We start from the raw sequence: 26,124 nt of genomic DNA on the forward strand, positions 1-26,124 counted from the left end.
ACAAAGCTCTAAGTCATACCAATGACACGCCGCGCCACCAAACGCCCTGCTGGCTTTCAGAAGCCCGCCCACTGGACCACCGATCCCGCGCCCCCGCCCGAAGCGGCCAAGGACGAAACGGATCCCGATGGCCTTTCCCCCACCCGCTATGGCGATTGGGTCCGCAAAGGCGTGGCGGTTGATTTTTGAAACACGATTTGTGTATATACATATATTGACAAGGCTGGTGATTTGTGTGCATACACAAATTGTCGCAGCAACCTGCGATTTCAGACCGGAGAACGGGACATGCCAATGAACATTGCTTGTCGCTGGAAAGCGGCCCGAAACTGGAGACTCTCCAATGGAGATCGAGTACGACCCCGCTAAACGCGATTTAGTCCTTGCGGCACGCGGGCTCGACATAGCCCGCTGCGGCGACGCTTTCGAAGGATTTCATACGATCAGCCCCGATCACAGGCATAGTGCGTCTGAACAGAGGTTTCTCTCGACAGCCCAGCTTGATGAGACAGTGGTCATTATTGCGTGGACACCTCGAGGCACGCTGCGCCGTATTATTACGATGTGGAAAGCAAATGACCGAGAAAGAAAAAGCTATCGCGTTACTCGCGAAAGATCCGGATGAAATCAAGCCTGAGCTTGACGACGACTGGTTCGCCGAAGCTGACGCCTATGTTGGCACCAAACTTGTGCGCCGCGGCCGTCCGCGTGCAGCCAACCCGAAAAAGCCGGTTTCGCTGCGGCTTGATGCCGATGTGCTCGATTGGTTCAAGCGCAAGGGCGAGGGCTGGCAGACGAAGATTAATGATGAGCTGCGCCGAGCGGCAGGCCTCTAAAGCGGCGTGAACCGAACCGTCAGCCCGTCCTTGGGCTTGGGGATCGGCCAGGGTTGCCATTGCGGATCATAGCCAGGCGCAATCTCGATCCGGTACCGGGTCAAAATCTGGGCCATCAGTATCTTGATCTGCATATAGGCGAAATGCAGGCCCAGGCACATGTGCGCGCCGCCGCCGAAAGGCACCCAGGCATATTTGTGGCGCGCAGCCACGGCTTCGGGGCTGAACCGCAGTGGATCGAAGCGGGCCGGTTCTGGCCAGTATTCTTCCATCATGTGAACACTGGCCGGGCTAATTCCAATCCCCGTCCCAGCCGGGATCCGATAGCCGCCAAAGGTGAATTCCTTAAGCGCACGGCGCGGCAGCGATGGCACCGGCGGGATCAGCCGCAGTGCCTCCTTGAAGGCCATTTCGGTCAGTTCAACCTTGCCCAGATCATCGTAAGCCAGCGGCCGCCCGGCCCCGCCGGTTACAGCCAGCAATTCGGCCCGCAGCTTGTCTTGCCAATCCGGGTTCTTGGCCAGCAACCAGACCAACGAGGTGGCCGACGATGTGATCGTATCGTGTGCCGCCATCATCAGGAAGATCATGTGATCGACCACTTCATCGACCGGCAGCATCGAGCCATCTTCGCGGGTTGCGGTGGCAAACTGGCTGAACATGTCTTGGCCGCCGGTTTCCTGGGCGCCTTCGCTGCGGCGGCGGATCGCCTCACGCGTGAAATAGTCGATCAGAAAATTGCGGCCTGCCACACCCCGGCCCATCGCTGTGAAGGGCAGCGGCTTTCTGATCACGCCAATCGATGCGGCAACCATATCGACAAAGGCCTTGTTGATCTGGTCCGCTTCTGGCCCCAGCGGCAAGCCCATGAAGCTGTCTGCCGCCAGATCAAGCGTGAGCTGCTTGATCGCGGGATAAAACTGCAGCTCCCGCCCCCGCCATTGCTCAACCCGTTGGCTGATCCCCTGGCCAAGGGCATCGGCATAGTGGCGCATCGGACCGGGCTTGAACGCGATCGACAGTGCCCGGCGATCGATCCGGTGGTGATCGAAATCCAGCAGCATCAGCCCGCGCGGGAACAGCAGATCAAGTACCGGGCCCCAGCCCTGCTCAGATGAGAAAATCTTGTCGCGATCGAACAGCACCAGTTCGTTCGCTTCTGCGCCCAACAGAATCACCCCGCGCCGGCCAAACCCCCGATTGCGATAGACGTTGCCGTATTTGGCCTGCATTTTGTGGCCATAGCCGATCGGATCGGCCAGCAATTCCAGCGTGGTGCCGATGATCGGCCAGCCATCTTCACCTGGAATATGGTCCAGCGCCTCCGCTGGTTGGCGCTGTGACCAATGGGAAAATGCGGTGGTATCGGTCGCCAAACTAGCCATTGCTTGCTCCTTGCTGACACCGCTGTAACTTAACCGAACGGTTAAAACCACCCCGCCAGTTCGCGCCGAACCAACGTTTCCAGCATTGCCAGCCCGGCATCGCCCGCGTTGAGGCAGTCGAGCGCCGCAAATTCTGCGCCGCCCGCCGCCAGAAACTGCTCTTTGCCCCGGATTGCCAGCTCTTCGCGGGTTTCAAGACAATCGGCGGAAAAGCCAGGGGCAGCGATCGCCAGCCGTTTGGTGCCGTTCGCGCCTTCCGCAGCCAGAACCGCATCGGTCGCTGGTTCGAGCCACTTGGCCTTGCCGAAGCGCGACTGGAAGGTCACTTCAATCCGCAAGTCCGGGAAATCAGCTTTCAACGCTTCGGCCAGAAGCCTTCCGGTCTTCTGACATTGGCAGTGATACGGATCGCCCAAGTGAAGCGTGCGCTCGGGCATGCCGTGGAAGGATAGCAACAAGACTTCGGGCTTGAATGCCAGTGCCTGCAATTGCCGCGCCGTATCGGTGCGCAAGGCTTCGATATGCGCCGCATCGTCGTAATAGGGCGGCAACGTGCGCAGCGCTGGTTGCCAGCGCATCGCCGCCAGTTGCGCGCCAATGGCATCGATCGCCGTGGCGGTGGTTGCTGCGGAGTATTGCGGGTAAAGCGGGGCAACCAAAACCCGATCACAACCTGCGTCCTTCATCCGTTGCAATTCCGCCCCGATTGCCGGATTGCCATAACGCATCGCCCAAGACACCATCACGCCTTGCCCCAACCGCAGTTGCAAGCCATTGGCCTGTTCCTTGGTGATCGCGGCAAGCGGCGAGCCATCCGGCGTCCAGACCTGGCTATAAGCGTGCGCGCTTTTCCTTGGGCGGGTGTTGAGAATGATCAGGTTTAGGATCGGCCACCACACTGCGCGCGGGATTTCCACCACCCGGCGATCCCACAGGAACTCTTTAAGATAGCGCCGCACCGCACCCGGGGTGGGTGCATCTGGGGTGCCAAGGTTAACCAGCAACACGCCGATCCTTGGCGGCGGGACAACGGGATGATCGGCCGGCAACATCACCCTTGCTCCGCAGTTAGTGGCAGGTGATGCAAGCGCACCGAACCCGCCGAATAGAGGGCATTGGCGATCGCCGGCGGGGCCACAACCGCGCCCAGCTCGCCTGGATCGAATGGTTCGTCGTTTCCATCGACAAATTCAACCAGCACTTCGGGGCAGTCCGCCAGTTGCGGCAGACCCAACATGCCAAGCCGGGCCACTGTTGGCAGGCCATTGGCAAAATCGGTGCTTGAACCGTTGGCCAGCCCAAGACCGAAAATCAGCCCACCTTCGATCTGCTGACGCGCGATATCGACATTAACGATCCGTCCGATATCTGCCACAGCGGTCAGCCTGTCGACCCGCACCCCGCGTTCGTCGCGGCGGGCGCTGGCCACCACCGCAATCCGGCCCACCCGGTCACCCATGGTCATCTTCCAGCAGGCCAGCCCCTGTCCGGTCCCGGCCGCGCCGCCGCCCCATTCGGCCAGCGTTGCGGCGCGCTGAAGGCATTCTGCAAGGCGCGGATCAGAGGCGAGCAGGAACATCCGGTAGGACAGCGGCTCGCGCCCAGCGCGGTGGGCCAGCTCATCAATGAAGGTTTCGACCAGAAAGGCCCCGATCCCATGCGAATTGCCGCGCATCCGGCCGGTTGGCAGGCCAATCTCAACCGGCACGTGCTCAACCTTCAGATTGGCGATTGCGTAGGGCGGAACCAGCTCTTCTCCCGCCAGCCGATCAGACGCTGATTGCAGCCCGAGCGCTGCCTGGGCGCTGCGCTGATCAAACAAGCGCCCGCCCAGCTCACGCGAACTAGAAGGCATCGCCGCCCTTACTTCCAGCGCGGTGAGCGAGCCATCAACAGCGGTGCGCGCCGCCAGCACGGCCCGGGCCGGTGCGCGCGGCGGCACTGCCAGGTGCTCTTGCCAGCGTGACCAGGCCAGCTGAACCGGTTTCTTCACCGTTTTGGCGATCAGCGCAGCTTCCACAGCATGATCGCCGTGCAGCCGCGCATCGAAACTGCCGCCAGCCTGAACCGGATAGAGCGTTACGTCCGATGGCGAAATATCGAGCGCTTTGGCTACTGCCAGCCGCAAGGCTTGCGGCGCCTGGCTGGCCGCCCATAGTTCCAGGCGGCCATTCTCAAACCGCGCAGTTGCGCTAGCGGTTTCAAGCCCGCCGTGGAGCGCCGGGGCTATGGTGTAGATTGCAGTGTGTTCAAACTTGCCGCGCAGCCACTTTTCAGGATCGCCTCGCGAAGCGATCCGATCCGCCTTGCCATAACGCAAAGCCTCTTTCAGCGCCGCGTCAATGGCAGCGCTATCGGCTGCGCCACTTACGGAAAACTGCGGCGCAATCCGGGCCAATGCCTGATCCGCCGACCACCAATTGGTGCCCACTGCCGCCAGCCAGTCCGGTCCGGCAACCAATTGCAGATAGCCAGGCATTCCTGATGCGCGCCTGGGATCGTACTTGCCCAAGCGCGCGGCACCAACCGGCGCATGGCGGATCGCGGCATGAACCATATCGGGCAAGCGCACGTCGCCCGCAAAGATGTGGCTGCCATCAACCTTGCTGGGCAAATCCAGCCTGACGAAGCGCAGCTTGGCACCAGGCGGAAATTCAGCCGCGTGCTCTTGCGGAGGCGCGGCCCGCAGCACCGGTGGATCAGGCGGCGAATAGCCCGCAGCGGCCATGGCCAGGGCGCCAAATGGCAGCTTGTTCTTGCCGTTCAGAATGAAGCCGTCCTGAGCCTCACATTCCTCCCAGCCGACGCCCCATTTTGCGGCGGCCGCTTTGGCCAGCATTGCCCGGGCGCCGGCGGCGGCAGCGCGCGCTGCGGCTTCATGTGCGGCCAGCGCGGTCCCATCGGCAGTTGCCACAAATACATCGTTTTCGGCCATCCGGCGCGCCAGAATGCTGTCAGGCTGATCGGCCAGACCCGAGGCTATCGGCAGCCACAATTGCGACCAGCGCGCCGCCAGCACCGGATTGCCATAGGCGCCGCTGACCGGGGCCGGCTCTACCGCTACTTGCCGCCAATCCGCCCCCAGTTCCATCGCAACGATCTGCGGGATCAAAGTGGAAATACCCTGTCCCATTTCACAATCGGGCACAGCCACACTGACCACGCCGTCAGTGCCGATTTTCAGCCAGGCATCGAACGCAAATTCGCCGTCGGCAGCCTTCAGCGGCGGAGCGAATTGGCGCGGGGTCAGCGCCCAGGCGGCCACCAGTCCGCCGGCGGCCCCCATTCCCAGCAATATCCCCCGCCGTGTGACCTGCATGGACCCGTTCCTAGCCGAACGTCACTGGTTGTCGAGCCAAGTCGCAACCCGCCGGGCCACGGCGGCAAACGCTTCGCCCGCAGCACTATCGCCGGCGGCGGGCGGGGTTCCGGCATCGCTGGCCTTGCGGATCGCAAGTTCCAGCGGGATCCGGCCCAGGAACGCCATGCCCAGATCTGCCGCCGCAGCTTCTGCGCCGCCGCTGCCGAACGGATCAGACTGCTCACCGCAATGCGGGCAGACATAGCCGGCCATGTTTTCAACCATTCCGATCACCGGAACCTGCCCAACTTCGAACAGCTGGATTGCACGGCGCGCATCGATCAGCGCCAGATCCTGCGGGGTTGAGACGATCACCGCGCCCGCTGGCTTATGGCGCTGGAGCATGGTCAATTGAACATCGCCCGTACCCGGCGGCAGATCGACCACCAGAATTTCGGCATCCCCCCAATCGGCATCGACCAGCTGGCCCAGGGCATTGCCCGCCATCGGCCCGCGCCAGGCGATCGCTTTGTCCGGCTCGATCAATTGCCCCATCGAAAGCAGCGGCACACCCCACTGGTTGGGGACCGGGATAAGCTTGTCTGCACGGGCCTGTGGTTTGATCCCCTCGCTACCCAGCAGCCGCGGCTGCGATGGGCCATAGATATCGGCATCGACCAACCCGACCTTGCGGCCCATCCGCGCCAGTGCAATCGCCAGATTGGCCGATACGGTGCTTTTGCCGACCCCGCCCTTGCCCGATCCAACCGCGATGATCCGCCGCTGAACCTTGTCCGCCATCAAGGCAACATGCACTTCGGTCACATCGCTCTGGTCAGCCAGAGCCTGTTTAACCGCGCTTTCCAGCCGTTCGCGCTCAAGCGCATCTAGGCCGGTGGCATCCAGCACCACCACCGCGCGGCCTTGGGAAAGGCGCAGCGATTGCAGGCGGGACAGGGCGAGTGGCGGTAGCGCAGTGCGCAAGGATTCGGTTGGATCGGTCATCGCCAAGCCCCCTAGCAAAGAAAAAAGCGTTGCGAGCCTCTGTTTTTGTATCGGTATGCTTCCTATAAGCGGGCGGATGGACGGATCTGAACCCACCAAGCGCCCCCAACCCTTGCGAATGGCCCGCGGCAAAAGCCCATGGGGCGGCGGCAGCGGGGATGAACCAGGCGAGGAAAAAAGCACCGATGACGCCAATCAGGCGGATGGCGCAGAGCCGCGCAATCCCTGGCTAAGCCCGGATGAGGTTGCGCCAAAGCCGCGCCGTTCGGCCAGCATTGAGGATATTCTGCGGCAACGCCCCCGCGTTCCCGGTCAGCTTCGCAGCAGCTGGGCCGGTCTGCTGCTGTTCGGTCTGATCGGGGCCTGGCTGGTTGCGACTTCGCTCCATATGCTGGACCGTGATCAGCGCGGGCTGGTGCTGACCATGGGGCGGTTCAGCCACACGATCGGACCCGGCGTCAATCTTACCCTGCCCTGGCCGCTCCAATCCGTGGTGCGGCGCAAGGCGCTCGGCGACGAAATGACCATGGTTCCTGATAAGGACGGCGAAACACTGATGCCAACCCGTGATGGCGAGTTGATCGACGTTTCATTTCGGATTCGTTGGCGGGTCACAGATCTGCAGGCGTTTGTCTTCAATCTGCCCGAAGGCGAAGCTGCCTTGCGGCGGCTGGGCGATGCCCAGGTCCGCGCCGCCGTGGCCGAGTTGCCGTTCAGCGCCGCCTATGGCAGCGACAAGCGCGGCCAACTGCAATTGCGCGCAGCCGAACGGATGCAGCGGGTGCTGGATGGCTGGCATTCCGGGGTGAAGATTGTCAGCATTGAACTGGTCCGTGTCGGCCCGCCGGCGCGGCTGGCGGAAACGTTTCAGAAGATCGAAACCGCCCGCGACAATGCCCGCCGCCAGCGTGAGAATGATCAGGCCTGGCGTCAGCAGCAATTGGCCAATGCCCGGCACGAAGCGGCCGAATTCGACCGGGTCTATGCCCAGTACAAGATCGCTCCGGCGGTGATCCGGCAGAAGATGTATTATGAGACGATGGAGCGCATCCTGCGCAACAACACAGTGGTTGCAGGTGGCAACGCGGCGGGCACGCCCCAGCCGCCGGCACCATCAGCCAAACCGGCGGAGCAATAACCATGGCAAGACTTCTTCAGGCCAATCGGTTGCTGCTGTTTGTGCTGGCACTGGCAGGGCTGTGCGCCGCTTCCAGCGTGGTGATTGTTGGCGAAGGCGAACAGGTGGTTATCGAACGCCTGGGCAAGCCAGTGCGGGTGGTAAACCGGTTCCGCACCGACGGGACAAGCGGCGCCGGCGTGGTTTTGAAACTGCCCTTCATTGAACAGACGGTTTCGCTGGCGCGCGGATTGCAGGGGTATTCGCTGGGCGGCCAGAAAGTGCGCAGCGTCGATGCCCAGGACCTGCTGGTCGATGCCGATCTGACCTATCGGATCATCGATCCGGTGCGCCTGGCCAATCGCCTGGGATCGGCCGAGCGGATGGAGGCCGAACTGGGCACGATCCTGCCAGCACTGCTGGGGGATCAGCTTGATCGCCTGCCAGCCGCTACGATTGCCCTGCCCGGCAATGGCGGCGCGGCACCGGCGCTGCGTTCAGCCATAGATGCCAAGGCCCGCAGCTTTGGCGTGCAAGTGATCGATCTTCGGATCGGGCGGGTGATGCCGGGTGATGCCGCGCTGCAAATGACCTATGAAATCATGCAGGCGCGGCACTTGCGCGAAGTGGATGCGATTGCCGAAACGCAGGTTAGCGATTCCCACCAGACCCGGGCCGCAGTGGCCGCCGAAACAGGCGCAATTCTGCAGGCCAGCGCCGGGATCGATCCAGAGTTTTACGATTTCTTCCGCGCACTTCGCAGCTATGCCATCGTGTTCGAGGTGCCAAACCCAAAAAATCCGCCGACTATCGTAATCCCACCCGGCAGTGCCTATCTTCGGCATTTCAACGGCCAGTAAGGCGTTCAATCCCGGTTCAGCCGATCCGGCGTGAAACCTGCCGGCCGGGGGCGGATGGATTTGGATCGAGCAAAAGGACCGATACCTGTGCGATACGCTTATGGAATTACCTCTGCCTTGCTGCTGGGCGGCGCGGCCATCTCGTTGGTAAGCGGCCTTCCGGCCGGCGCCCAGGTTGCGCAGAACGACGATACCCAGATGCGCGGCGTGGTGCCGCGGCCCGGCGCACCGGAAAGCTTTGCCGATCTGACCGCCCAGCTGCAGCCCGCGGTGGTCAACATTTCGGTTCGCCAGAAGATCCAGACACCGGCATCGCCCATGGCCCAGATGATGGGCCGGGGCGGCGGCGCGCGACTGGCCGAAGGGGCCGGATCGGGCTTCATCATTTCGTCCGATGGCTATATCGTTACCAACAATCACGTCATCAGCCTTGATCAGCAGGGCGTGGCCGATACCATCTCGGTCAAATTGGCTGACGGCACCGAATACGAAGCCCGCCTGATCGGTCGCGACGCTGATAGCGATATCGCGCTGATCAAAATCGATGCTCCGGCCCCGCTGCCGTTCGTAAAGTTCGGTCAATCAAGCAAGGCCCGGGCCGGCGATTGGGTAATTGCGATCGGCAACCCATTTGGGCTGGGCGGAACGGTAACCTCGGGAATCATCTCTTCGGTCAACCGCAATGCCGGAAGCGGTGCCTTCAACCACTTCATCCAGACCGATGCGTCGATCAATTCTGGCAATTCGGGCGGACCGATGTTTGACATGGCCGGCAACGTTATCGGCATCAACAACTGGATCGTCGCCCCGGCCGGCGGCAATGTCGGGATCGGATTTGCGATTCCTTCCGATACCGCCAAGCCGATTGTTGACAAGCTGTTGAGCGGAAAAGCGATCGAACGCGGGTTCCTGGGCCTGCAATTGATGCCGGTTTCGGATGATATCGCGGATTCGCTTGGCCTGCCGCACGGGCGCGGTGAGCTGGTGCGCGCTGTTGTGCCAGGCATGCCCGGGGCCAAGGCCGGGGTCCGGCCCGGCGATATTCTGCTTAAGGCCAACGGCGTTGAAGTTACCGCCGATCGGACGATTTCGGCGATTGTCGCGGATATCGCGCCGGGAACTGCGATTTCGATCGATCTGATCCGTCAGGGCAAACCGATGGCGCTGAAGGCCGAAGTGGCGCGCCGTCCCAGCCAGCAGGAAATGGCCCAAAGCCTTGGCCAGGGTCGGCCAGGCGCCAGCAATCCGCTTGAAAATGCGCGTGGGCAGGGTCTGGCCGGGGCAGCGCTTGGGTTGCAAGTGCTCGATATGTCGCCCGAAATCGCCATGCAGTTACGCCTGCCCAGCACTACCCGCGGGGCGGTGATCGCCGATGTTGATAGCGCATCGGATGCAGCCAATCGCGGCTTTCAGCGCGGCGATATCGTGGTGGCGGCGAATTTCGGCCCGATCTCCGGCACAGCCGAACTGGACGCCGCGATCAAGGCCGCCAAGGCCGCGGGCCGGCCCAGTCTGACCCTGGAAATGATGCGCCCGGGCGAGCAGGGCACCATCTTCATTGCGCTGCGCCTGCGCAACTAGAGCAACAGAACGGCAAAGCCCAAGGCGGCGGCAAAGCTGGCCAGGGTGGCGGTGACGACCGGCACCGCCGCCCGCCAGCCCATCTGCAGCAACAGATCCATCCGGCTGCGCATCGCCGTGGCGGTAACGGCCAGCAGCAGCAACGCCTTGGACAGGATCAGTCCAGCACCGATCAGCGGCGCTGGAACAGCAACCATGCTATTCAACGCCACCACACCCAAAAAGGCCAGGATGAACCATGGCAGCGCCAGCCGCCGCCACAGGTTGCCGCCCGTTGCCCCTTCAGCAGGGCCAATCCAAAGGCCGACCAGCGCCACTACCGGGGCCAGCATCGCCACCCGCGCCAGCTTGACGATCGTCGCATAGTTTCCGGCCGGGTCAGAGAACGCATAGCCCCCGCCAATCGCCTGGGCGACATCGTGGATTGAGGCCCCGATCAGGAAACCCGCCTGGCCATCCGACAGCCCGAACTCCTCTGCCAGCACCGGATAGACCGACATCGCAAAGGCGCTGGCCAATGAAACGCCCACCAGCGTCAGGGCAAATTGCGCCTGGCTGAGCCGATCCTTGCCGATTACCCCGTATAGCGCCAATGCCGCGCTGGCCCCGCAGATCGCGGTGGCCCCGCCGGCCAGGATCCCGGCATAGCGCGATTGCCCGGCGATCCGCGCACCGGCCAGGCCAGCCGTAAAAGTAACCGCCATCACCACACCCAGCGCGGCAAATGGCGCCGGTCCAAGCGTGATGATCTGGGCGATTGTAACTTGCAGCCCCAGCACCACGATCCCCCAGCGCAAGCATGTCCGCGAAGCGAAATCGAGCCCCGGGTGGCTGCGCGGATCGTGGCTGATGAAATTGAGCGCCAGACCAACCAGCAAGCCCAGCAGGATGATAGGGAAGCCATAATGCTCTGAAAGCCAGGCCGCGGTAGCCGCACCCACTGCGCACAGTGCCAGCCCGGGAAACAACCCCGGTGCCTTTTCGCTTGGGGCTGCTGCGCGCTCGTTTTCGGCAAGTTGGATCTCACCAAACAGGTCACCGCCATAGGGCAATTGATCCCAATCGATCGCTTGCTTTGCTGGCTGGTTGCTGTGCTGGCCCATGGCGTCCCCCTTGGGCCGCTCCATGCCCCAAGCTGCGCCGCTTGGCAAAGCCCTATCGCAAGCTGGACAGGAGGCTGGCCTTGTCTAGTCTGACAGCCAAAGGGGAACCGCAATGTGCGATGATTTCACTGCGATCGAAGACGAACAAGCGCTTGCCGCGCGCGGCCTTAGCCGCCGCGAATTTGCGGCTATCGGCGCTGCGGGGCTGATTGCCAGCGCCGTTTCGGCCCAAAGCGCAGCGAAAGAACTCTCGCTGGTGGTGGACCATGCGATGATCAAGACGCCAGACGGCGTCTGCGATGCAATGCTGTTCCGGCCTGAGCGGGGCAAATATCCGGCCGTGATCATGTGGCCCGATGTTGCCGGCATGCGGCCTGCCTATGAAGGGATGGCGCTGTTGCTGGCTTCGTCGGGATATGCGGTATTGCTGGTCAACCACTATTACCGGGTGGCCAAGGCGCCGTTGCTAGCCACCATGCTGGAATGGCGCACGCCCGAGGGCCAGGAAAAGCTGAAACCGGCTATCGCCAGCCTGTCTGCCCAAGGCACCGCGCGCGATACCGAGGCCTTTGTCAATTGGCTTGACCGGCACAAGGCCGTCTCAACCAAGCGCAAAATCGGTACGCAAGGCTATTGCCAGACGGGCGCTTTCGCCATTCGCGCCGCAGCCGCCCGGCCTGATCGGATCGGAGTTGCAGCATCGTTTCACGGCGGCGGGCTGGTAACCCAGGCCCCGGATAGCCCGCACAAGTTGTTCGGAAAATCAAAGGCCAGCTTCCTGATCGCGATCGCCCGCAACGATGATGCGCGTTCACCAGCTGACAAGGATGCCTTGCGGGCCGCAGCCGCTGCTGCGCGGCGCCGGGCCGTGATCGATGTCTACAATGCCGATCACGGCTGGTGCACATCTGATGCACCTTCATTCGATAACGGCGAAGCCAATCGCGCGCGCGCGCATCTGCTGGAATTGTACAAAAAGCTCTAGGTCATGAACTCATAACCTAGGATGCGGCAGGCGTCCCCGCAGGTTTGGCGCCCTTGGGCTTCACCAGCATCAGCACTTCATCGTAAAGCGATAGAAGGTGGCTGTCATACCATTGATCTAGAACGCATTTTACCCGTCCGAAAAACAGCGGAACGTCTTCCAGCACATAGTGCGCAGGGGCATTGCTGCCTTCGGGAACCGGGTACGTGCGCGGCAGCTCTACCTGCAGCGCCTGCGCTTTGAGATAAGCGGAAATTTCATCGACGTGCTGCTTCAGCGCCATGCGCCGGCCATCCGCGCTTTGTCCGCCGCCGCGGGCCAGCGCAAGCTCATCCTTGGCCTTTTCGATCAGGCCGGTAAGATAGGCATATATCCGGTCCATATTCTCGCGTTTGAGCGAAACCATGGTATCGACATAGTCTTTCTGGACACGCAACGCGGCGGTTTCGGGGTGCTCACTGCCCCAGAAGCCTTGCGACCAATCTTTCGGGTTCTGCTGGATCATGCCGCAAGGGTTAGCGCAGCATGGTTACTTTCAGGTTAAGCTGTCGGGTTTCGCTTGCCCACGGGCCCCCAGCCGCTAAGCTTTGATGCTACGAACACGTATAAAGGTGGGAACGATGCTTGGTACCCTGATTGCGCTGCTGGGTTTGGTTTTTATACTACTGCTGATGGGCGTGCGGGTGGTCCGCCAGGGCTATGTCTATACGATCGAACGGTTGGGGAAATTCACCCTTGCGGCGGAACCTGGCCTGCACATCCTGATCCCGTTTTTTGATCGGGTTGGCCACAAGGTCAATGTGATGGAACAGGTACTGGATATTCCGGGCCAGGAAATCATCACCCGCGACAACGCGATGGTCGGTGTCGATGCGATCGTTTTCTTCCAGGTACTTGATGCCGGCAAGGCTGCGTATGAGGTATCCAACCTCTATGTCGCGATCATGCAGCTGACCACCACCAACCTGCGCACGGTGATGGGCAGCATGGATCTGGATGAAACGCTGTCCAAGCGTGACGAAATCAACGCCAAGCTGCTGTCGGTAATCGATCACGCCACTTCGCCGTGGGGTGTGAAAATCACCCGGATCGAAATCAAGGATATCCGCCCACCGGCCGATATTTCCAACGCCATGGCCCGCCAGATGAAGGCAGAACGCGAAAAGCGCGCCAATATCCTTGAAGCCGAAGGGTTCCGTCAGGCCGAAATCCTTAAAGCCGAAGGCGAAAAGCAGAGTGCGATCCTTTCAGCCGAGGGCCGCAAGGAAGCCGCCTATCGGGATGCCGAAGCGCGCGAACGTTCAGCCGAAGCCGAAGCCCGCGCGACCCAGGTGGTGTCTGAAGCAATCGCCACTTCGGGGACCCAGGCGCTCAATTACTTCGTCGCTCAGAAATACACCGAAGCCGTCACCGCCTTTGCCACTTCGCCCAATGCCAAGACCATCCTGTTCCCGGTTGAGGCAACCCAGCTGATCGGTTCGATCGGCGGAATTGGCGAACTGGTCAGGGACGCACTTGGAACCAAGGAGGGCTAAGGCAATGGCTTGGCTGGAAAGTCTATCGTCGCACTGGCTGTGGCTTGGGCTGGGTTTGGTGCTGGCAATCGCCGAAGTGGCGATCCCCGGCGTGTTCCTGATCTGGCTTGCGGGTGCTGCGCTGATCACCGGCGTGGTAACGTGGCTGGTACCGCTGGGCTTGCCGCTGGAAATCGTGCTGTTTGCGGTTCTGGCGGTGACATCGGTTTTCATTGGCCGCAATTATTTGCGCCGCAATCCGATCCAGAGCGCCGATCCCAGAATGAACGACCGCGGCGCGCAAGCGATCGGCGAACTGGTGGTGGTTACCCAGGTTATTGAAAGCGGCCAGGGCCGGGTCAAGCTGGGTGACAGTGAATGGCTGGCCAAGGGCCCCGATGCCGAACCGGGCACCCGGATGCGAGTTACCGCGCATGACGGCGTGGTTCTGGTGGTTGAGTATCTGCACTGAAATCGCACATCGCCCCCATTAACCCTGCGCAGCAACGGCCCTATCAAGCCGGCGCACGGGAGGAATAGTCGAACCCAATGGCCAGGACTGATATCCGGCGCTCTGCCCCGCCGCCGCGCGGCGGCAAACCCGCCAAACCAGCCCCGCGGGGCATTCGCCTGTTTTTCCGGCGCCTGTTTGTATGGAGCTTTTCGCTGGCACTGCTTGGCGTGTTGTCACTGGCAGTCGCAGTCGGCCTCGCCGCCCAGTCACTGCCCAATTATGATCAGCTCAAGGCCAGCCAGAACGAACAGATGATCGTGGTGCGCGCGCGTGATGGCACCGAACTGGTCAGCATCGGGCCAAGCTATGGCAAGTGGCTGCCTGCGGGCGAGATTCCGCAAGTGATGAAGGACGCGATCCTCTCGACCGAGGACAGGCGCTATTACAATCACATCGGGGTCGATCCGATCGGTGTCGCGCGCTCTTTTTATGTTCGCTATCAGCAAGGACGTTTTCGCCAGGGCGGGTCTACCATCACCCAGCAGCTAGCGCGCACGGTATTCCTCAACAATTCGCGCACGTTCACCCGCAAGGTTCGCGAAGCGGTGCTGGCATTGGCGCTGGAATGGAAATTCTCCAAGGAACAGATCCTCGAGCTATACCTCAACAAGGTCTATTTCGGCGGCGGCGCTTATGGAATAGATTCGGCCAGCCGCAAATTCTTCGGCCATCCAGGCAACCAGCTTTCGCTGACAGAGGCTGCGGTTATTGCGGGGCTGGTCAAGGCACCATCGCACTATGCGCCCACAGCCGATGCCCAGGCCGCGGTTGATCGTGCCCAGGTTGTGCTGGGGCTAATGCAGGAAAACGGCAAGGTAAGTGCGGCCCAGGCCGGCGCTGTCAATTTCAAGGCAATCAAGTTCACCCAGGAAGGCGGGCAGAATTCGGTCCGCTATTTCACCGATTGGGCATTGCCGCAGCTGGACATCCTGCTGGGCGAAAATGACGCGCCAATCGAAGTCTGGACCACGCTTGACGTGAAACTGCAGAACACCGCTGCTGCTGCGATCAGGAACAATGTTCCCGCCGGAGCGCAAGGCGCGCTGGTCAGCATTGATCGCGACGGCGCGGTGCTGGCAATGGTTGGCGGCACGGATTACGTCAGCTCGAACTACAATCGCGCAACCAATGCGGTGCGCCAGCCCGGTTCTGCATGGAAGCTGTTCGTCTATCTCGCCGCGCTTGAGGCCGGCTATACCCCGTCAACCGAAGTGGTTGACGAGCCGGTGACGATCCAGGGCTGGAGCCCGCAAAATTCCGGCGGCGGCTTTGCCGGCAAGATCGATGTCCGCACCGCATTCGCCTATTCGAAAAATACCGTGGCTGCGCAGTTGGGCAACGAAGTCGGCTTCTCGTCAGTAGCGGCGATGGCCAAGCGGTTTGGCATCACCACGCCGATTTCAACTGTGCCTTCGATGGTGCTGGGTTCAAACGAAGTGCGGGTGATCGATATGACCCGCGCCTTTGCAGCAGTATCCGCGCGCGGCCGCTCGATCGAACCGTATGGGATCATCAAGATCGCAACCACCGACGGCAAAGTGCTGTATCAGCACGAAAAAAAGGAATCGACCCAGCTGGTCCCGGAAAACGTCGCCAACGGGATCACGGATCTGCTGCAAAGCACCGTCTCGATCGGGACCGGCAAGGCCGCGCAGATCGGCCGGCCAGTCGCGGGCAAAACTGGCACTACAACGTCCAACAAGGATGGCTGGTTCCTGGGCTTTTCCAGCGGAGTTACCACGGGCGTATGGATGGGCCGCGATGACAGCCGCCCCGTTAACGGCCTGCAAGGCGGCCATGCCCCGGCCCGCGCGTTTGCCGCCTATATGAAAGTTGCCGTGGCAGGCCGTCCGGTGGAAAAGTTCCAGACCGATATGATCGCGCCAGCCTGGCAGCTTTCACCCGATGACGAAGCCAATTTCAGTGGCAGCCCGGACCAGTATTACTACGTTGATGAGAACGGCAATCTGGTAGAGCCGCCCAGCAACAATCAGGGTGAGCGCCAGAAACCCGGAGTGATCGAAGATCCCGGCCCTGGCGATGCCTATCGCGATGGCGGGCTTGAACCGGTCAATCCGCCGCCTGCCGTCAATGAGGACTTCCTCAACGAGGCAACCGGACGCGGCAAGGGTGATCCCTTGCCTCCGCCCTAGGGTCAGATCACGAAATCAAGGATCGCAGGCATTTGCTTGCGCTGACGGTTTGTAACCATGGTCTGGTGCAAAGTGGAAATTTGTGCGCTGCCGGTTCGCACGAACAGGAACGGCAACAGGCCGTGGATCAGGCAAGCAAACCCGCCAAGGATCATCCTGACTCCAAATCCGCCCGCCATCGCCAGATGCTCGCCATAGCTTTCGCCGATAGAGGCGGGGTGCTGTGTGAACAGGCGGATGGGGTTCATGGTAGCTCCTGATCTTGCCGAATTGCGATCGTTTTCGAATTGTATCGCAGTAAGTTGGCAAAATCATCACCAAATGTCTGGCTATTTGCATTATGTTGCCATATTTCATCCCAAGAATGGCTGATTTTTCACAACTTGATACCATAGACTGGGCAATCCTTGGTGTGCTCCAGCACAATGCCGCATTGCCGGTGCACGAAGTGGGCGAACGTGTTGGCCTGTCCAGCAATGCCTGCTGGCGCCGGATCAAGCGGCTGGATGACAGCGGCGTAATCGCCCGGCGGGTGGCCTTGCTTGATCCCGAAAAGCTTGGGCTGGCCACCACCGTATTTGTGGCTATCCGCACCCAGCGGCACGATCCGGATTGGCTTGCGGCCTTCAGCAAGGGGATTGAGCAAATCGATGAGATCAGCGAGTGCCACCGGATGGCCGGTGATGTCGATTACCTGCTCAAGATCGTGGTGCGCGATATTGCCCATTATGATCGGATCTACCGCAGGTTGATCGCCGCGGTGCCCGATCTGGCCGATGTCAGCTCCAGCTTTTCGATGGAAAAGATGAAGGCCACTACCGCGCTGACCCGGCCGGCCTAGCCGTCACCGCGTTCTGCCGGGTCCTCGTGCAACCAGGCCGCATGGCGCGGCGCGCGCTTGGTGGCGGCCCAATCGTTTAGCATCACCGGGGCCAGTGCGCGCAGTTCGGCATATTGATCGGCAGTGCCGATATTACAGGCCAGTTCCAGCCGGTGGCCATTGGGATCGAAGAAATAGATCGAGCGGAAAATGCCGTGATAAGTCGGCCCCAGTACCTCTATCCCCTCGGCCTCGATATGCGCCTTGGCGGCAAGTAACGCGTTTACGTCATCAACCTCGAAAGCCAGGTGCTGGACCCAGGCCGGGGTGTTGGGATCCTTGCCCATCTCAGGCTGCTGCGGCAGTTCGAAGAAGGCCACGACATTGCCCCCGCCACAATCCAGAAACACATGCATATAGGGATCGAATTCGCCGGTTGAGGGGACGTGGTCCTCGGCGAATGCGGTGGTGTAGGTCATGCCCAGCACGCGTGAATACCAATCGACCGTCTCTTTGGCATCGCGGCACCGATAGGCAACGTGATGGATCCGGCTGAGTACAGGAGCGGTCATTGCGCTGCCCCTTCGGCCTGGAGCACGCCGCGATCAATCTGATCGCGTTCGATGCTTTCAAACAGGGCCTTGAAATTGCCTTCGCCAAAACCCTCATCGCCCTTGCGCTGGATGAATTCGAAGAACACCGGGCCGATCTGCGGCTGGGCGAAGATCTGCAATAGCAGGCGAGGCGGGCCGCCCTGGGTTGTCCCATCCAGCAGAATTCCGCGTTGCTGCAACGCATCGGCAGGCTGCCCATGGCCGGCAAGGCGGCCCTCAAGCATTGCATAGTAGGTTGCAGGCGGCGCAGTCATGAAGGGCACACCAAGCTTTTTGAGGTTGTCCCAGCAGGCGATCAAATCATCGCAGATCAGGGCGATGTGCTGGATCCCTTCGCCGTTATACTGGCGCAAGAACTCTTCGATCTGCCCACCGCCAGCCTTGCCCTCCTCGTTAAGCGGAATGCGGATCTTGCCGTCAGGCGCGGTCATCGCCCGGCTGGTCAGGCCGGTGTATTCACCCTTGATGTCGAAATAGCGGATCTCGCGGAAATTGAAGATCCGCTCATACCACGCGCCCCAATGCGCCATCCGTCCGCCATAGACGTTGTGGGTCAGGTGATCGATTTTCTTGAAGCCAGCGCCAGCGGGATTGCGATCTGCACCCGGCAGATAGACGAAATCGATGTCGTAGATTGACAGGGCATCTGGATTGTCGAGGGCAGCATACCGATCAACCAGATAGATGAACGCGCCGCCGATTCCCTTGATCGCAGGAATGCGCAGTTCCATCACCCCGGTTCGGCTCTCAACCGGTTCTGCCCCGCGCTCGATCACTTCCTTATAGGCCGCCGCCGCATCCCTGACCCGAAAAGCCATGCCACAAGCAGAGGCACCGTGCTCAGCCGCGAAATAGGCCGCTGGACTGCGTGGTTCATAGTTGGCGATCAGGTTGATTTCACCCTGCCGCCACAGATGGACGTCTTTTGAACGGTGCTGGGCAATCCGCGCAAAACCCATGCTTTCGAACACCGGTTCAAGCAGGCCTTTTTCAGGCGCACAGAATTCGATGAATTCAAAGCCATTGAGGCCAATCGGATTGTCGAACAGATCGGGCATGGGTATCTCCGCAGAGGCAATTGGTTGCAAATGCAACTAGTTTACCGCAGGTCGGGAGTCAAGTCAGCCGGCCGCGATCAGATCCCGGTAGTGGGCAAACAGCTGTTCAAAATGCCCGCGCATTGTCTGCACCTGGCCATTGGTGCGGGGCCAGCCTTGCCGGCCAAGTTCCAACACTGCAGCAGCCAATGCATCGGGATCGGCGCTGCGATAGGTCAACCCTCCGCCGCCATCCGCCTGTTCGGCCGCGCCGCCGCGATCGGGCACCACCACCGGCACCCCGCTGGCTCGCGCTTCTGCAGCAGCCAGGCCATAAGTTTCTGCCTCGCAGCCATGAACCAGTGCATCGGCACTGGCCAGAATTGCGGCAAACCGCGTCCGATCGCGTACCGGATCAAGCAATTTGATCTGGGGATCAGGCCCGATTGCAGCACGAACCTGTGCCTCTTGCCGCCCGCCGCCCAGCAGGATCAGCCCCAGCGGTCGCTGCTGGCGAGCGCGGCGCACCGCTTCAATCACCATCGGCCAGCGCTTTTCCCCGGCAAGCCGGCCAACCCCGATCAGCAGACCGGCGCTACTGGGCAGGCCAAGTTCGGCCAGCAAATGGGTTCTGAGCACCGGATCACGATTGGCCGCAGCAAAGACGCCTTCGTCCACCCCCATTGGCTCCAGCCGGGTGTTGGGCACTCCGCCCGTCGCCATCCGATCACGCAGATCGCGGCTGGCGCAGATTACACTGGCATAGCTTGCCCCCAGCGCCCGGATGTGGCGCCAATACGGCGCAAACAGCTGATCGGTGATCGCGCGCGGCAGCAGCGGATCGCACCAACGATAGGCATAGGCGGTCAAGGGATCGGCATGCATGAACAGGCTGCGCGGCACATCTCCCGCCCAATTGGCTACCCAGACCGGACTGCGCCACGGCGATGAACATTCAACCAGATCGGGCTTCAAACGATCCAGCGCCGCATGCAGCGCGGCCTGATCTCCAAAATACCAATAGTTCTTGTCCACCGCCAGCCGTGGCCCCGGAATGGTGACAATCTGCGCGCCTTCGCCGAACGGAATTACCGCATGTTCATCACCCGGCGCAAGCACCGTGATGCGTGCGCCCAGCGACGGGCCGATCCGCAATTTCTGTTCGATATAGGTCTTCACCCCGCCGCCGTGGGGGGTGTAGAACGCACAGACATCAACCAGATGCACAGATCAGTTCTTGATCGGGCCGACGCCCAGCCCGTTCTTGTAATTCATCACCACAGAGATCTTGGAAACCCCGCCAGTATTGACAATCACCCGGGTAACCCGCGCCTTTGGTTTGGACCAACCCAGCTTGGGATTGCTGGCAAATCCGATGCCATCAACCTTGTAGTTGAACCGGTGGTCCAGATCACGATCATGCAGCAGCATCAGCGAATAGGTGCCGGGGCCAGGAATGCGGATGCACAGCACCGCTGCGCCCGATCTGGGAGTCGGCGCTTCGACCCGGCGGAACACCTTGCCGGCGGCAATCAGAACATTGTCATCGGCCAGGAAATCCTGGTCGTTCGAAGGATAAAGCTCAACCTTCAATTGCCCGGTGCGATCTTTCAAACCGGCCGCTTCGACCAGCAGTGCCGGGCCAGGTTCACCAGCGCGGCAGCGCCCTTCGGCTTTGCCAAGATCGGGGCTGGAACGCAGCGCCGGCCCAGCGGCCAGCAGCAAGGCTGCTGCCAAAGTCACAGCAATCGGCTTCATTTCGCTTTCTCCGTATCAAACAGGCCAACCAGGCCAAAAAGGGTTCCTACCAAAAGATGCGTCGCCAGCAAAAGCACGGCCATCATCGCCATCAATGCCGCCACCTGGGCGCTGTTGCCAAGCAGCAGTACCGTTATCCCGGCAAAGACCACATCCTTGTTGGGCATCAAGGGCAAGCGCGAGATCAGTTGGCGCAGCGTTGCCAGCACCAGCCACATGGTCAAGGCGACCTCTGGCAAAACAGCCTGCCACATCACCGCCGAAAGGAACAAGACCGCCGCGATCCGCACCAGATGGATGCCCGAAATCAGCAACAGTTCGCGGCGCGGCAAGGTGAACAGCTTTTGCCGAAACAACAGGATCACCAGCGACGTTAGCAGCACGATCCCCAGCGCGGCAAAAGCAGTGGTTCCTTCAACCCCCAGTTGCCCTGCGGTAACGAACGGCCAGGCCAGAACCAGCATCACCAGCGTGGCCAGATTGCCGGTCAACGCGGAAAGGATCGTGATATCCTTGATCGCTCCGAACGGCGCTGCATCTAGATTGCCGCGCGCGCGCGCCCAGGCATAAAATTGCGCCTCACCCAAATAGCCCAGCAGCAATTCGTTGGAAACCAGCTTGCGCAGCAATGCCCCAAACCCAGCCGGCGGAAAATGCCACAGCCGCCGATAGATCACCCATTCGCTGATCGGCAGCGCCAGATAATAGCCGGCAAAAGCCAGCCAGAACTGCGGCGCACTGGGCAACAGCCGCGCCATTTCGGCGGTGTCAAGATCACGGAACTGGAACGCAACGGCAACCAGCAGCGCCAGCGAAACCGCCATGCTGGCCAGCGCCGCCCAGCGGCTTTGGCCAGCATCGGCCGCAGGCGCCCCAGCCGCATTCATCGGCTGATCCCGGCAGTGCTCGCCGGGCAGCGATGCGCAAAGATCGGCAGTTTCCAGCATAGTGGCGGCCTGTTGCGGCAAGGCAGTGAACGAACCATGAATTGGTCCGTTTAGTGCGGCGCGGCCACAGTAGCAAACAATGCGCGGTAAGCGGCACAGGCTTTGTCTATGCGATAGGGCTGCGCCGATCTGCGGGCGGCGGCCGGATCGTATGGCATGGTCAGGGCGGCTTGCATCGCTTGGGCCAACTGCGCCGGTTCGCGCGGCGGGACCAACAGGCCGAACTGCCCATCCCCGGTCAGCTGGCGCATCGATGCTGCGCAATCGGTAGCTGCGATTGGCAGCCCCGCAGCCAAAGCCTCTATCACAACTGCCGGGACGCCTTCGTAGTCGGAAGAAAGCACAAAGACCGATGCCCGCGCAAGGTAGGGCAATGGATCGGCGATATGGCCGGGCAAGTGCAGCCGATCGGCAATTCCCAGTTCCGCGGCGAGCTGTTCCAATCTGCCGCGTTCTGGACCTTCGCCCAGGATTGTCAGCTGCGCGTCCGGATCACCAATCCGGGCAAAGGCGCGCAGCAGCATGGGAAAATTCTTTTGCCCGGCCAATCGCCCGACCGCAATGTAATCAGGTGCGCGGACACCAGCGGACCGCGGCAGGGCGATCAGCGCGGCATATTGCCCTTCTTCCAGCGAAGGGTCTTCGATCACCGTGATTCTGTCACCGGGAACCCGCATCAATTCAGCGATTTCAGCCCGCATCGGCTGAGCCATCCCGACGAAGTGGTCGAGCCAGCGCCCCTGCGCGCGCAACCACAGATGATAGGCCGCGCGATAGGGTGCGGGCATATCCTTGCGATAAAGATCATTGCTGAGCTTGAGCACGATCGGCGGGCAGCGCCGCCCCAGCAGCAGCTTCATTGCAACCGCAACGATTCCATAGGTGTTGCCCGATGCGAAGACCACATCGGTCTGGCCGCGCGCAAGGTATCGGCGCAGTAACCGGATCATCCAGAGCGTTTCGAAAGCAGCGGTTGGAACCGGTTCAGGCTCTATCGCATAGCATAACCCGGCGGGCACCGAACTGCGCATCGCGCCTGCTTCGCGCCCCAGCACCACGGTCACCTGCTCATGCTGGGCTTGCCATGCTGCACATAGGTTGAGCGCAACGCGTTCAACCCCGCCCGGCTCAAAGCTATGGATTGGAACTGCGATCTTCATTGCGCCAGCAAATCGGCATAACGCCCCACGGCGCGCCGGGCGGAAAATGCTGAAAATGTCGCGGTAATGCTGTCCAGCAGCGCCGGAACGGCGGTATCGCCAGGGTGGACCGCGATCCGCATCACCCGTTGTGGGTGCAAGGCATGGCGGGCAATTGCCGCGACCATCCGCGAGGATATCTGGCGCGGGACTGATCGGCTGGCCCAGGTAATCACCGGCCCCTTGGCCAGAACCTGGCCCGATGCGGGCCTCCAGACCTTCATGTGATCCTCCGCCAGGGCAAAGCCGCTTTGCGCCAGCGCGGCATGGGCGCCTTCGCCATAGAGCCAGGCCGGCGCGATAAAGCCTGCCACTTCGCGCCCGATCACATCTTCGATCAACTTGCGGCCATCGGCCATGCGCTGCGCGGCAACATCGCGGCTCAGCCCCAGAAACTCACCCTCGCCATCGGTCATGTGCTTGGCGACAAGCGCCGTGGCCCGCGAATGCTCTGCCCGATCCTTATGAAACCAGCCATGGACGAACATTTCCACGCCCAGATCAGCCCAATCGCGCAGCCGCTGCTGGAAGGCCGGATTGCCGGCCAGCGGCGCTTCGCCCCAGTGATCGGGCACCACCAGCATTGCAAACCTGGGTCCACCAAGGATTCCACAGAGCAGCTCGGCCAGCTGATCGACCTCACGTTCAAACCGTGGTCCGACATCGTGGATCGAGGCGAGGAGGAGCTTGCCGCTCATCGGGCCAAGCGCTCTGGCATTTGCTGGCTGGCGCAATGAAAACTGCCCCCGCCGGCCAGCACGGCATCGGCCATGATCCCGATCACATCGTGGCCGGGGAACAGTTCAGCCACAGCTGCAACCCCATCAATGTCATGCGCCGTGCCATAGACCGGCACCACCACCAGCTTCGAAGTGATCGCAAAATTCATATAGCTTGCCGGTTCGATCCGTCCGCCGGTTTCCACCCGGCCCGGCGATGGCACTTCGCGCACCGTTAGCCCAAACGCCTCGGCCCGCGCCTTGGCATCGGAATAGATCGCGGCGTTCGGATCATCCGATCCGGTAGCGCGCGGAAGGGCCAGCACACCGGGCGCCACAAACCGCGCCAGATTATCGACATGGCCATCGGTGTGATCATTGATCAAGCCATCACCCAGCCACAGCACCCGATCAAAGCCCAGATCGCGCTCCAGCCGCGCTTCGATATCCCCGCGCGAAAGCTGCGGGTTGCGGTAGGGGTTCAGCAGGCACTGCTCGGTGGTGGCGACAAGGCCGGTGCCATCGCAATCGAGCGCGCCGCCTTCCAGCACCCAATCAGCGGTGCTGACCGACAACCCGGCGCTGGCTGCCAGATCTGCGCCAATCTGCTGATCGCCATGCATCAGATATTTGCCGCCCCAGCCGTTAAAACCAAACCGCTGGCCGATCTGCGCACCGCCACGCTCAACCACCAAGGGCCCGGTATCGCGCAGCCAGACATCGCCGTAGCATCTGATCTCAAGCTTGACTGCCGACGAACACAGCGCCGCTGCCGCTGCGTGGTTAGCTGCATCGCGCACAATCAGGCGCACTTCCTGGCCGCTATCCGCCACGGCACTGGCAAACCGGGCAATCTGTTTCTGCGCCCGCCCCAGAAACCCCGGCCACTCATCAGCCAGATGCGGAAATCCAACCCACAGCCATTGTTGCGGGTGCCATTCGGGCGGCATCACGGTCATTGTTATTTCCCGCTGGCCCGGCTTTGATCGCGAATGGCGCGGAATTCATCACCTTTGTGCCAATTGGGCCAATCGCTGCCCATGGCCAGCATCCGGCCCAGCAGATAGTAAAGCTGCACTTCCTGCTGTGCGCCTGACCAATCCCAAGCTGGATCGAATGCATCACTGGGCTGATGATAGCGGTGTTGCAGGTAATCATCCGAAGCCGCGCTACCGGCTGGCTTGCCGCCATTGATCCAATCTGATCCCCGGCCCACAGCAAACATTGGCACGCCCAGTTTGGCGAAGCTGAAGTGATCGCTGCGGTAATAGCCGCCGCGCTCTGGGTGATCTTCAGGCGTCTGGTAAAAACTCATCTGCTTCATCGCCGCGTTCAAATATCGGGTCAGCTGGTTCTTGTCGCCGCCGGTTACAGACACATCGCGGCTGGGACTGCCCGGACCGACCCCGTCCATATTCACCCCGCCGACCGTGCGCGAAAGCGGATAGACCGGATGCTCAGCATAGTATTTTGAGCCCAGCAGCCCGGATTCTTCCAGTGTCACCGCCAGGAACACTTGACTACGAGCGGCCGGCCCGGCCCGTTTGCTGGCTTCGGCAATCGCCACCATCGCGGCGATCCCGGTAGCATTATCGATCGAGCCATTGCAGATATCATCGCCGCTGGCATCGGGTGTGCAGCGCCCCAGATGATCCCAATGTGCGGTGTACAGCACATAATCGCGCGGCCGGGTTTTGCCCGGCTGGATCCCGATCACATTGCGCGAGACACCTTTGGTGATCTTGTTGTCAAACGCCAGACTGGCCTTGGCATCCAGCGCCACTGCCTTGAAGCCTTTTTGTTTGGCCCTGGCGCTCAACGCAGCCAGATCCTGCCCTGATGCGGCAAGGATCGCTTCGGCCACCGGCTTCTGGATCCAGCCGTTGGCCTGGGTCTGGCTCATGCCGTTATCGGCGCTCTGGATATACATCTGCGGGCCGGTCCAGCTGGAATTGACCACTTGCCAGCCATAGGCCGCCGGGAAGGTATCGTGGATCAACAGCACGCCCGCTGCGCCCTGGCGGGCGGCCTCTTCATACTTGTAGGTCCAGCGGCCATAATAGGTCATCCGCCGGCCCTTGAAGATGCCCTTTTCGTCGGCCTGTTCATAGTCTGGATCGTTGACCAGCACGACCGCGATCTTGCCCTTCATGTCGATCCCGGCATAGTCATTCCAGCCCAGTTCCGGCGCGTTGACCCCGTAACCCACGAAGACCATCGGGGCCTCCTTGATCTCGGTCCGCGGCACGGCGCGGTAGCTGCCGGCCACCATATCCTTGCCGAAATCGAAATGCAGCGCCTTGCCGCCCACATCGACATGCAGGCCCGATGCGTTCTGCGACTCAATCTCAACCGTGGGCACTTCCTGTAGCCAGCTACCCTTGTTGCCCGGCTTCAGCCCGGCGGCCTGGAAGCGCTTGATGATGTAAGTGATTGTCAGGTCTTCGGCCCGAGTTGCCGGGCCGCGGCCTTCATAGCGGTCGCTTGACAGCTCCTCGGTCACGCCGCGCAAAGTTTCGGCCGAAATTTTTGGCAGCGCCACCTTGGGGATCGGCGCAAATGAAAGGCCCACCGGCTTGGCAGCAACGGCCGCGCCCAGCGCCAATGCAGCGGCGGCGGCGGCGGCGGCGGCGGCAAACAGGAAGTTGCGGGTCGGGTTAGCAATCATCGCGGGCA

The 26,124-nt window shown here is 61.5% G+C and carries 27 protein-coding genes; 11 read left to right on the top strand and 16 right to left on the bottom strand.

Translation table 11 applies throughout. The annotated features are described in order from the left end of the window. Positions 1-21: 21 nt before the first annotated feature. The 3 genes from ABL914_RS08640 (at position 22) to ABL914_RS08650 (ending at position 836) form a co-directional block, all read left to right on the top strand. Positions 22-189 (top strand): DUF1674 domain-containing protein, encoded by a 168-nt coding sequence (locus tag ABL914_RS08640; RefSeq protein WP_391562779.1) that lies wholly within the window; start codon positions 22-24, stop codon positions 187-189. Between the two features lie 154 nt (positions 190-343). Next, positions 344-625, top strand: a complete 282-nt coding sequence (locus ABL914_RS08645) for a BrnT family toxin (RefSeq protein ID WP_391562780.1) — start codon at positions 344-346, stop codon at positions 623-625. After that, complete coding sequence (locus ABL914_RS08650) at positions 576-836, top strand: BrnA antitoxin family protein (protein ID WP_391562781.1); 261 nt, start codon at positions 576-578, stop codon at positions 834-836. The genes ABL914_RS08645 and ABL914_RS08650 overlap by 50 nt, the downstream gene beginning before the upstream one ends. On the opposite strand, the gene ABL914_RS08655 is transcribed toward ABL914_RS08650, so the two are convergent. Genes ABL914_RS08655 through ABL914_RS08670 form a run of 4 tightly spaced genes read right to left on the bottom strand, consistent with a single transcriptional unit; the run spans position 833 to position 6,323 of the window. Beyond that, on the bottom strand, positions 833-2,221 hold the full coding sequence (locus ABL914_RS08655; protein WP_391562782.1) for a cytochrome P450: 1,389 nt from the start codon (positions 2,219-2,221) through the stop codon (positions 833-835). The genes ABL914_RS08650 and ABL914_RS08655 overlap by 4 nt on opposite strands. 41 nt (positions 2,222-2,262) lie before the next feature. Then, positions 2,263-3,273, bottom strand: coding sequence for a ferrochelatase (gene hemH / locus ABL914_RS08660; RefSeq protein ID WP_391562783.1), 1,011 nt, complete (start codon positions 3,271-3,273; stop codon positions 2,263-2,265). Then, entirely contained in the window at positions 3,273-5,540 is a 2,268-nt protein-coding gene (locus ABL914_RS08665; protein ID WP_391562784.1) for a molybdopterin cofactor-binding domain-containing protein, read from the bottom strand. The genes hemH and ABL914_RS08665 overlap by 1 nt, the downstream gene beginning before the upstream one ends. Positions 5,541-5,561: 21 nt before the next feature. Beyond that, positions 5,562-6,323 carry an Mrp/NBP35 family ATP-binding protein gene (locus ABL914_RS08670; protein WP_391562811.1) on the bottom strand — a complete coding sequence of 254 codons (762 nt, stop codon included), beginning with the start codon at positions 6,321-6,323 and terminating at the stop codon, positions 5,562-5,564. Between the two features lie 322 nt (positions 6,324-6,645). On the opposite strand from ABL914_RS08670, the gene hflK reads away from it, so the two are divergent. From hflK to ABL914_RS08685, 3 genes are all read left to right on the top strand, one after another. Further along, complete coding sequence (gene hflK, locus ABL914_RS08675) at positions 6,646-7,665, top strand: protease modulator HflK (RefSeq protein ID WP_391562812.1); 1,020 nt, start codon at positions 6,646-6,648, stop codon at positions 7,663-7,665. 2 nt (positions 7,666-7,667) lie between these two features. Beyond that, on the top strand, positions 7,668-8,504 hold the full coding sequence (locus ABL914_RS08680; protein WP_391562785.1) for an SPFH domain-containing protein: 837 nt from the start codon (positions 7,668-7,670) through the stop codon (positions 8,502-8,504). A gap of 87 nt (positions 8,505-8,591) precedes the next feature. Beyond that, positions 8,592-10,085, top strand: a complete 1,494-nt coding sequence (locus ABL914_RS08685) for a Do family serine endopeptidase (protein ID WP_391562786.1) — start codon at positions 8,592-8,594, stop codon at positions 10,083-10,085. Here ABL914_RS08685 and ABL914_RS08690 read toward each other — a convergent pair. Continuing rightward, on the bottom strand, positions 10,082-11,188 hold the full coding sequence (locus ABL914_RS08690; protein ID WP_391562813.1) for a YeiH family protein: 1,107 nt from the start codon (positions 11,186-11,188) through the stop codon (positions 10,082-10,084). The two genes, ABL914_RS08685 and ABL914_RS08690, sit on opposite strands and share 4 nt — an antisense overlap. Positions 11,189-11,300: 112 nt before the next feature. On the opposite strand from ABL914_RS08690, the gene ABL914_RS08695 reads away from it, so the two are divergent. Next, positions 11,301-12,173, top strand: coding sequence for a dienelactone hydrolase family protein (locus tag ABL914_RS08695; protein ID WP_391562787.1), 873 nt, complete (start codon positions 11,301-11,303; stop codon positions 12,171-12,173). A 16-nt stretch (positions 12,174-12,189) separates the two neighbouring features. Here ABL914_RS08695 and ABL914_RS08700 read toward each other — a convergent pair whose 3' ends face one another. Next, the gene (locus tag ABL914_RS08700; RefSeq protein ID WP_391562788.1) at positions 12,190-12,678 is read right to left on the bottom strand and encodes a hypothetical protein; all 489 of its coding nucleotides are present in this window, start codon (positions 12,676-12,678) and stop codon (positions 12,190-12,192) included. Between the two features lie 115 nt (positions 12,679-12,793). Here ABL914_RS08700 and ABL914_RS08705 point away from each other — a divergent pair, with 115 nt between their 5' ends. From ABL914_RS08705 to ABL914_RS08715, 3 genes are all read left to right on the top strand, one after another. Next, positions 12,794-13,708: an SPFH domain-containing protein gene (locus ABL914_RS08705; protein WP_391562789.1), complete on the top strand. Its 915-nt coding sequence runs from the start codon at positions 12,794-12,796 to the stop codon at positions 13,706-13,708. A gap of 4 nt (positions 13,709-13,712) precedes the next feature. Further along, a complete protein-coding gene (locus tag ABL914_RS08710) occupies positions 13,713-14,159 on the top strand; it encodes an NfeD family protein (protein ID WP_391562790.1) in 447 nt (148 codons plus the stop codon). Between the two features lie 77 nt (positions 14,160-14,236). Then, positions 14,237-16,354 carry a transglycosylase domain-containing protein gene (locus tag ABL914_RS08715; RefSeq protein WP_391562791.1) on the top strand — a complete coding sequence of 706 codons (2,118 nt, stop codon included), beginning with the start codon at positions 14,237-14,239 and terminating at the stop codon, positions 16,352-16,354. A 2-nt stretch (positions 16,355-16,356) separates the two neighbouring features. Here ABL914_RS08715 and ABL914_RS08720 read toward each other — a convergent pair whose 3' ends face one another. Beyond that, entirely contained in the window at positions 16,357-16,602 is a 246-nt protein-coding gene (locus tag ABL914_RS08720) for a DUF6356 family protein (protein WP_391562792.1), read from the bottom strand. A 116-nt stretch (positions 16,603-16,718) separates the two neighbouring features. Between ABL914_RS08720 and ABL914_RS08725 the strand changes: the two genes are divergently transcribed. Next, complete coding sequence (locus ABL914_RS08725) at positions 16,719-17,195, top strand: Lrp/AsnC family transcriptional regulator (protein WP_391562793.1); 477 nt, start codon at positions 16,719-16,721, stop codon at positions 17,193-17,195. Here ABL914_RS08725 and ABL914_RS08730 read toward each other — a convergent pair. From ABL914_RS08730 to ABL914_RS08770, 9 genes are all read right to left on the bottom strand, one after another. Further along, the gene (locus tag ABL914_RS08730; RefSeq protein ID WP_391562794.1) at positions 17,192-17,746 is read right to left on the bottom strand and encodes a VOC family protein; all 555 of its coding nucleotides are present in this window, start codon (positions 17,744-17,746) and stop codon (positions 17,192-17,194) included. The two genes, ABL914_RS08725 and ABL914_RS08730, sit on opposite strands and share 4 nt — an antisense overlap. Beyond that, on the bottom strand, positions 17,743-18,846 hold the full coding sequence (gene hppD, locus ABL914_RS08735; protein WP_391562795.1) for a 4-hydroxyphenylpyruvate dioxygenase: 1,104 nt from the start codon (positions 18,844-18,846) through the stop codon (positions 17,743-17,745). Before hppD ends, ABL914_RS08730 begins: the two co-directional genes overlap by 4 nt. Positions 18,847-18,909: 63 nt before the next feature. Continuing rightward, positions 18,910-20,052, bottom strand: a complete 1,143-nt coding sequence (locus ABL914_RS08740) for a glycosyltransferase (protein WP_391562796.1) — start codon at positions 20,050-20,052, stop codon at positions 18,910-18,912. Between the two features lie 3 nt (positions 20,053-20,055). After that, on the bottom strand, positions 20,056-20,583 hold the full coding sequence (locus tag ABL914_RS08745; RefSeq protein ID WP_391562797.1) for a DUF2141 domain-containing protein: 528 nt from the start codon (positions 20,581-20,583) through the stop codon (positions 20,056-20,058). Next, on the bottom strand, positions 20,580-21,530 hold the full coding sequence (locus ABL914_RS08750; RefSeq protein ID WP_391562798.1) for a hypothetical protein: 951 nt from the start codon (positions 21,528-21,530) through the stop codon (positions 20,580-20,582). Before ABL914_RS08750 ends, ABL914_RS08745 begins: the two co-directional genes overlap by 4 nt. A gap of 50 nt (positions 21,531-21,580) precedes the next feature. After that, positions 21,581-22,690: a glycosyltransferase gene (locus ABL914_RS08755; RefSeq protein ID WP_391562799.1), complete on the bottom strand. Its 1,110-nt coding sequence runs from the start codon at positions 22,688-22,690 to the stop codon at positions 21,581-21,583. Further along, a complete protein-coding gene (locus ABL914_RS08760; RefSeq protein ID WP_391562800.1) occupies positions 22,687-23,427 on the bottom strand; it encodes a DUF2334 domain-containing protein in 741 nt (246 codons plus the stop codon). Before ABL914_RS08760 ends, ABL914_RS08755 begins: the two co-directional genes overlap by 4 nt. Continuing rightward, positions 23,424-24,398, bottom strand: coding sequence for an agmatine deiminase family protein (locus ABL914_RS08765; RefSeq protein ID WP_391562814.1), 975 nt, complete (start codon positions 24,396-24,398; stop codon positions 23,424-23,426). The genes ABL914_RS08760 and ABL914_RS08765 overlap by 4 nt, the downstream gene beginning before the upstream one ends. 11 nt (positions 24,399-24,409) lie before the next feature. Further along, positions 24,410-26,116, bottom strand: a complete 1,707-nt coding sequence (locus tag ABL914_RS08770; RefSeq protein ID WP_391562801.1) for a M28 family metallopeptidase — start codon at positions 26,114-26,116, stop codon at positions 24,410-24,412. Positions 26,117-26,124 lie beyond the last annotated feature (8 nt).

The sequence above is a fragment of the Novosphingobium sp. genome, assembly GCF_040079535.1.
Taxonomy (GTDB): Bacteria; Pseudomonadota; Alphaproteobacteria; order Sphingomonadales; family Sphingomonadaceae; genus Novosphingobium.

Bases quoted from the DNA above. Each gene is read 5' to 3' on its own strand.
- hflK (WP_391562812.1), top strand. From the start codon at position 6,646: ATGGCCCGCGGCAAAAGCCCATGGGGCGGCGGCAGCGGGGATGAACCA.
- ABL914_RS08665 (WP_391562784.1), bottom strand. From the start codon at position 5,540: ATGCAGGTCACACGGCGGGGGATATTGCTGGGAATGGGGGCCGCCGGC.
- ABL914_RS08725 (WP_391562793.1), top strand. From the start codon at position 16,719: ATGGCTGATTTTTCACAACTTGATACCATAGACTGGGCAATCCTTGGT.
- ABL914_RS08730 (WP_391562794.1), bottom strand. From the start codon at position 17,746: ATGACCGCTCCTGTACTCAGCCGGATCCATCACGTTGCCTATCGGTGC.
- ABL914_RS08710 (WP_391562790.1), top strand. From the start codon at position 13,713: ATGGCTTGGCTGGAAAGTCTATCGTCGCACTGGCTGTGGCTTGGGCTG.
- ABL914_RS08705 (WP_391562789.1), top strand. From the start codon at position 12,794: ATGCTTGGTACCCTGATTGCGCTGCTGGGTTTGGTTTTTATACTACTG.
- ABL914_RS08760 (WP_391562800.1), bottom strand. From the start codon at position 23,427: ATGAGCGGCAAGCTCCTCCTCGCCTCGATCCACGATGTCGGACCACGG.
- hemH (WP_391562783.1), bottom strand. From the start codon at position 3,273: ATGTTGCCGGCCGATCATCCCGTTGTCCCGCCGCCAAGGATCGGCGTG.
- ABL914_RS08750 (WP_391562798.1), bottom strand. From the start codon at position 21,530: ATGCTGGAAACTGCCGATCTTTGCGCATCGCTGCCCGGCGAGCACTGC.
- ABL914_RS08770 (WP_391562801.1), bottom strand. From the start codon at position 26,116: ATGATTGCTAACCCGACCCGCAACTTCCTGTTTGCCGCCGCCGCCGCC.
- ABL914_RS08680 (WP_391562785.1), top strand. From the start codon at position 7,668: ATGGCAAGACTTCTTCAGGCCAATCGGTTGCTGCTGTTTGTGCTGGCA.
- ABL914_RS08700 (WP_391562788.1), bottom strand. From the start codon at position 12,678: ATGATCCAGCAGAACCCGAAAGATTGGTCGCAAGGCTTCTGGGGCAGT.
- hppD (WP_391562795.1), bottom strand. From the start codon at position 18,846: ATGCCCGATCTGTTCGACAATCCGATTGGCCTCAATGGCTTTGAATTC.
- ABL914_RS08650 (WP_391562781.1), top strand. From the start codon at position 576: ATGACCGAGAAAGAAAAAGCTATCGCGTTACTCGCGAAAGATCCGGAT.
- ABL914_RS08640 (WP_391562779.1), top strand. From the start codon at position 22: ATGACACGCCGCGCCACCAAACGCCCTGCTGGCTTTCAGAAGCCCGCC.
- ABL914_RS08745 (WP_391562797.1), bottom strand. From the start codon at position 20,583: ATGAAGCCGATTGCTGTGACTTTGGCAGCAGCCTTGCTGCTGGCCGCT.
- ABL914_RS08720 (WP_391562792.1), bottom strand. From the start codon at position 16,602: ATGAACCCCATCCGCCTGTTCACACAGCACCCCGCCTCTATCGGCGAA.
- ABL914_RS08655 (WP_391562782.1), bottom strand. From the start codon at position 2,221: ATGGCTAGTTTGGCGACCGATACCACCGCATTTTCCCATTGGTCACAG.
- ABL914_RS08645 (WP_391562780.1), top strand. From the start codon at position 344: ATGGAGATCGAGTACGACCCCGCTAAACGCGATTTAGTCCTTGCGGCA.
- ABL914_RS08755 (WP_391562799.1), bottom strand. From the start codon at position 22,690: ATGAAGATCGCAGTTCCAATCCATAGCTTTGAGCCGGGCGGGGTTGAA.
- ABL914_RS08695 (WP_391562787.1), top strand. From the start codon at position 11,301: ATGTGCGATGATTTCACTGCGATCGAAGACGAACAAGCGCTTGCCGCG.
- ABL914_RS08765 (WP_391562814.1), bottom strand. From the start codon at position 24,398: ATGCCGCCCGAATGGCACCCGCAACAATGGCTGTGGGTTGGATTTCCG.
- ABL914_RS08690 (WP_391562813.1), bottom strand. From the start codon at position 11,188: ATGGGCCAGCACAGCAACCAGCCAGCAAAGCAAGCGATCGATTGGGAT.
- ABL914_RS08715 (WP_391562791.1), top strand. From the start codon at position 14,237: ATGGCCAGGACTGATATCCGGCGCTCTGCCCCGCCGCCGCGCGGCGGC.
- ABL914_RS08670 (WP_391562811.1), bottom strand. From the start codon at position 6,323: ATGGCGGACAAGGTTCAGCGGCGGATCATCGCGGTTGGATCGGGCAAG.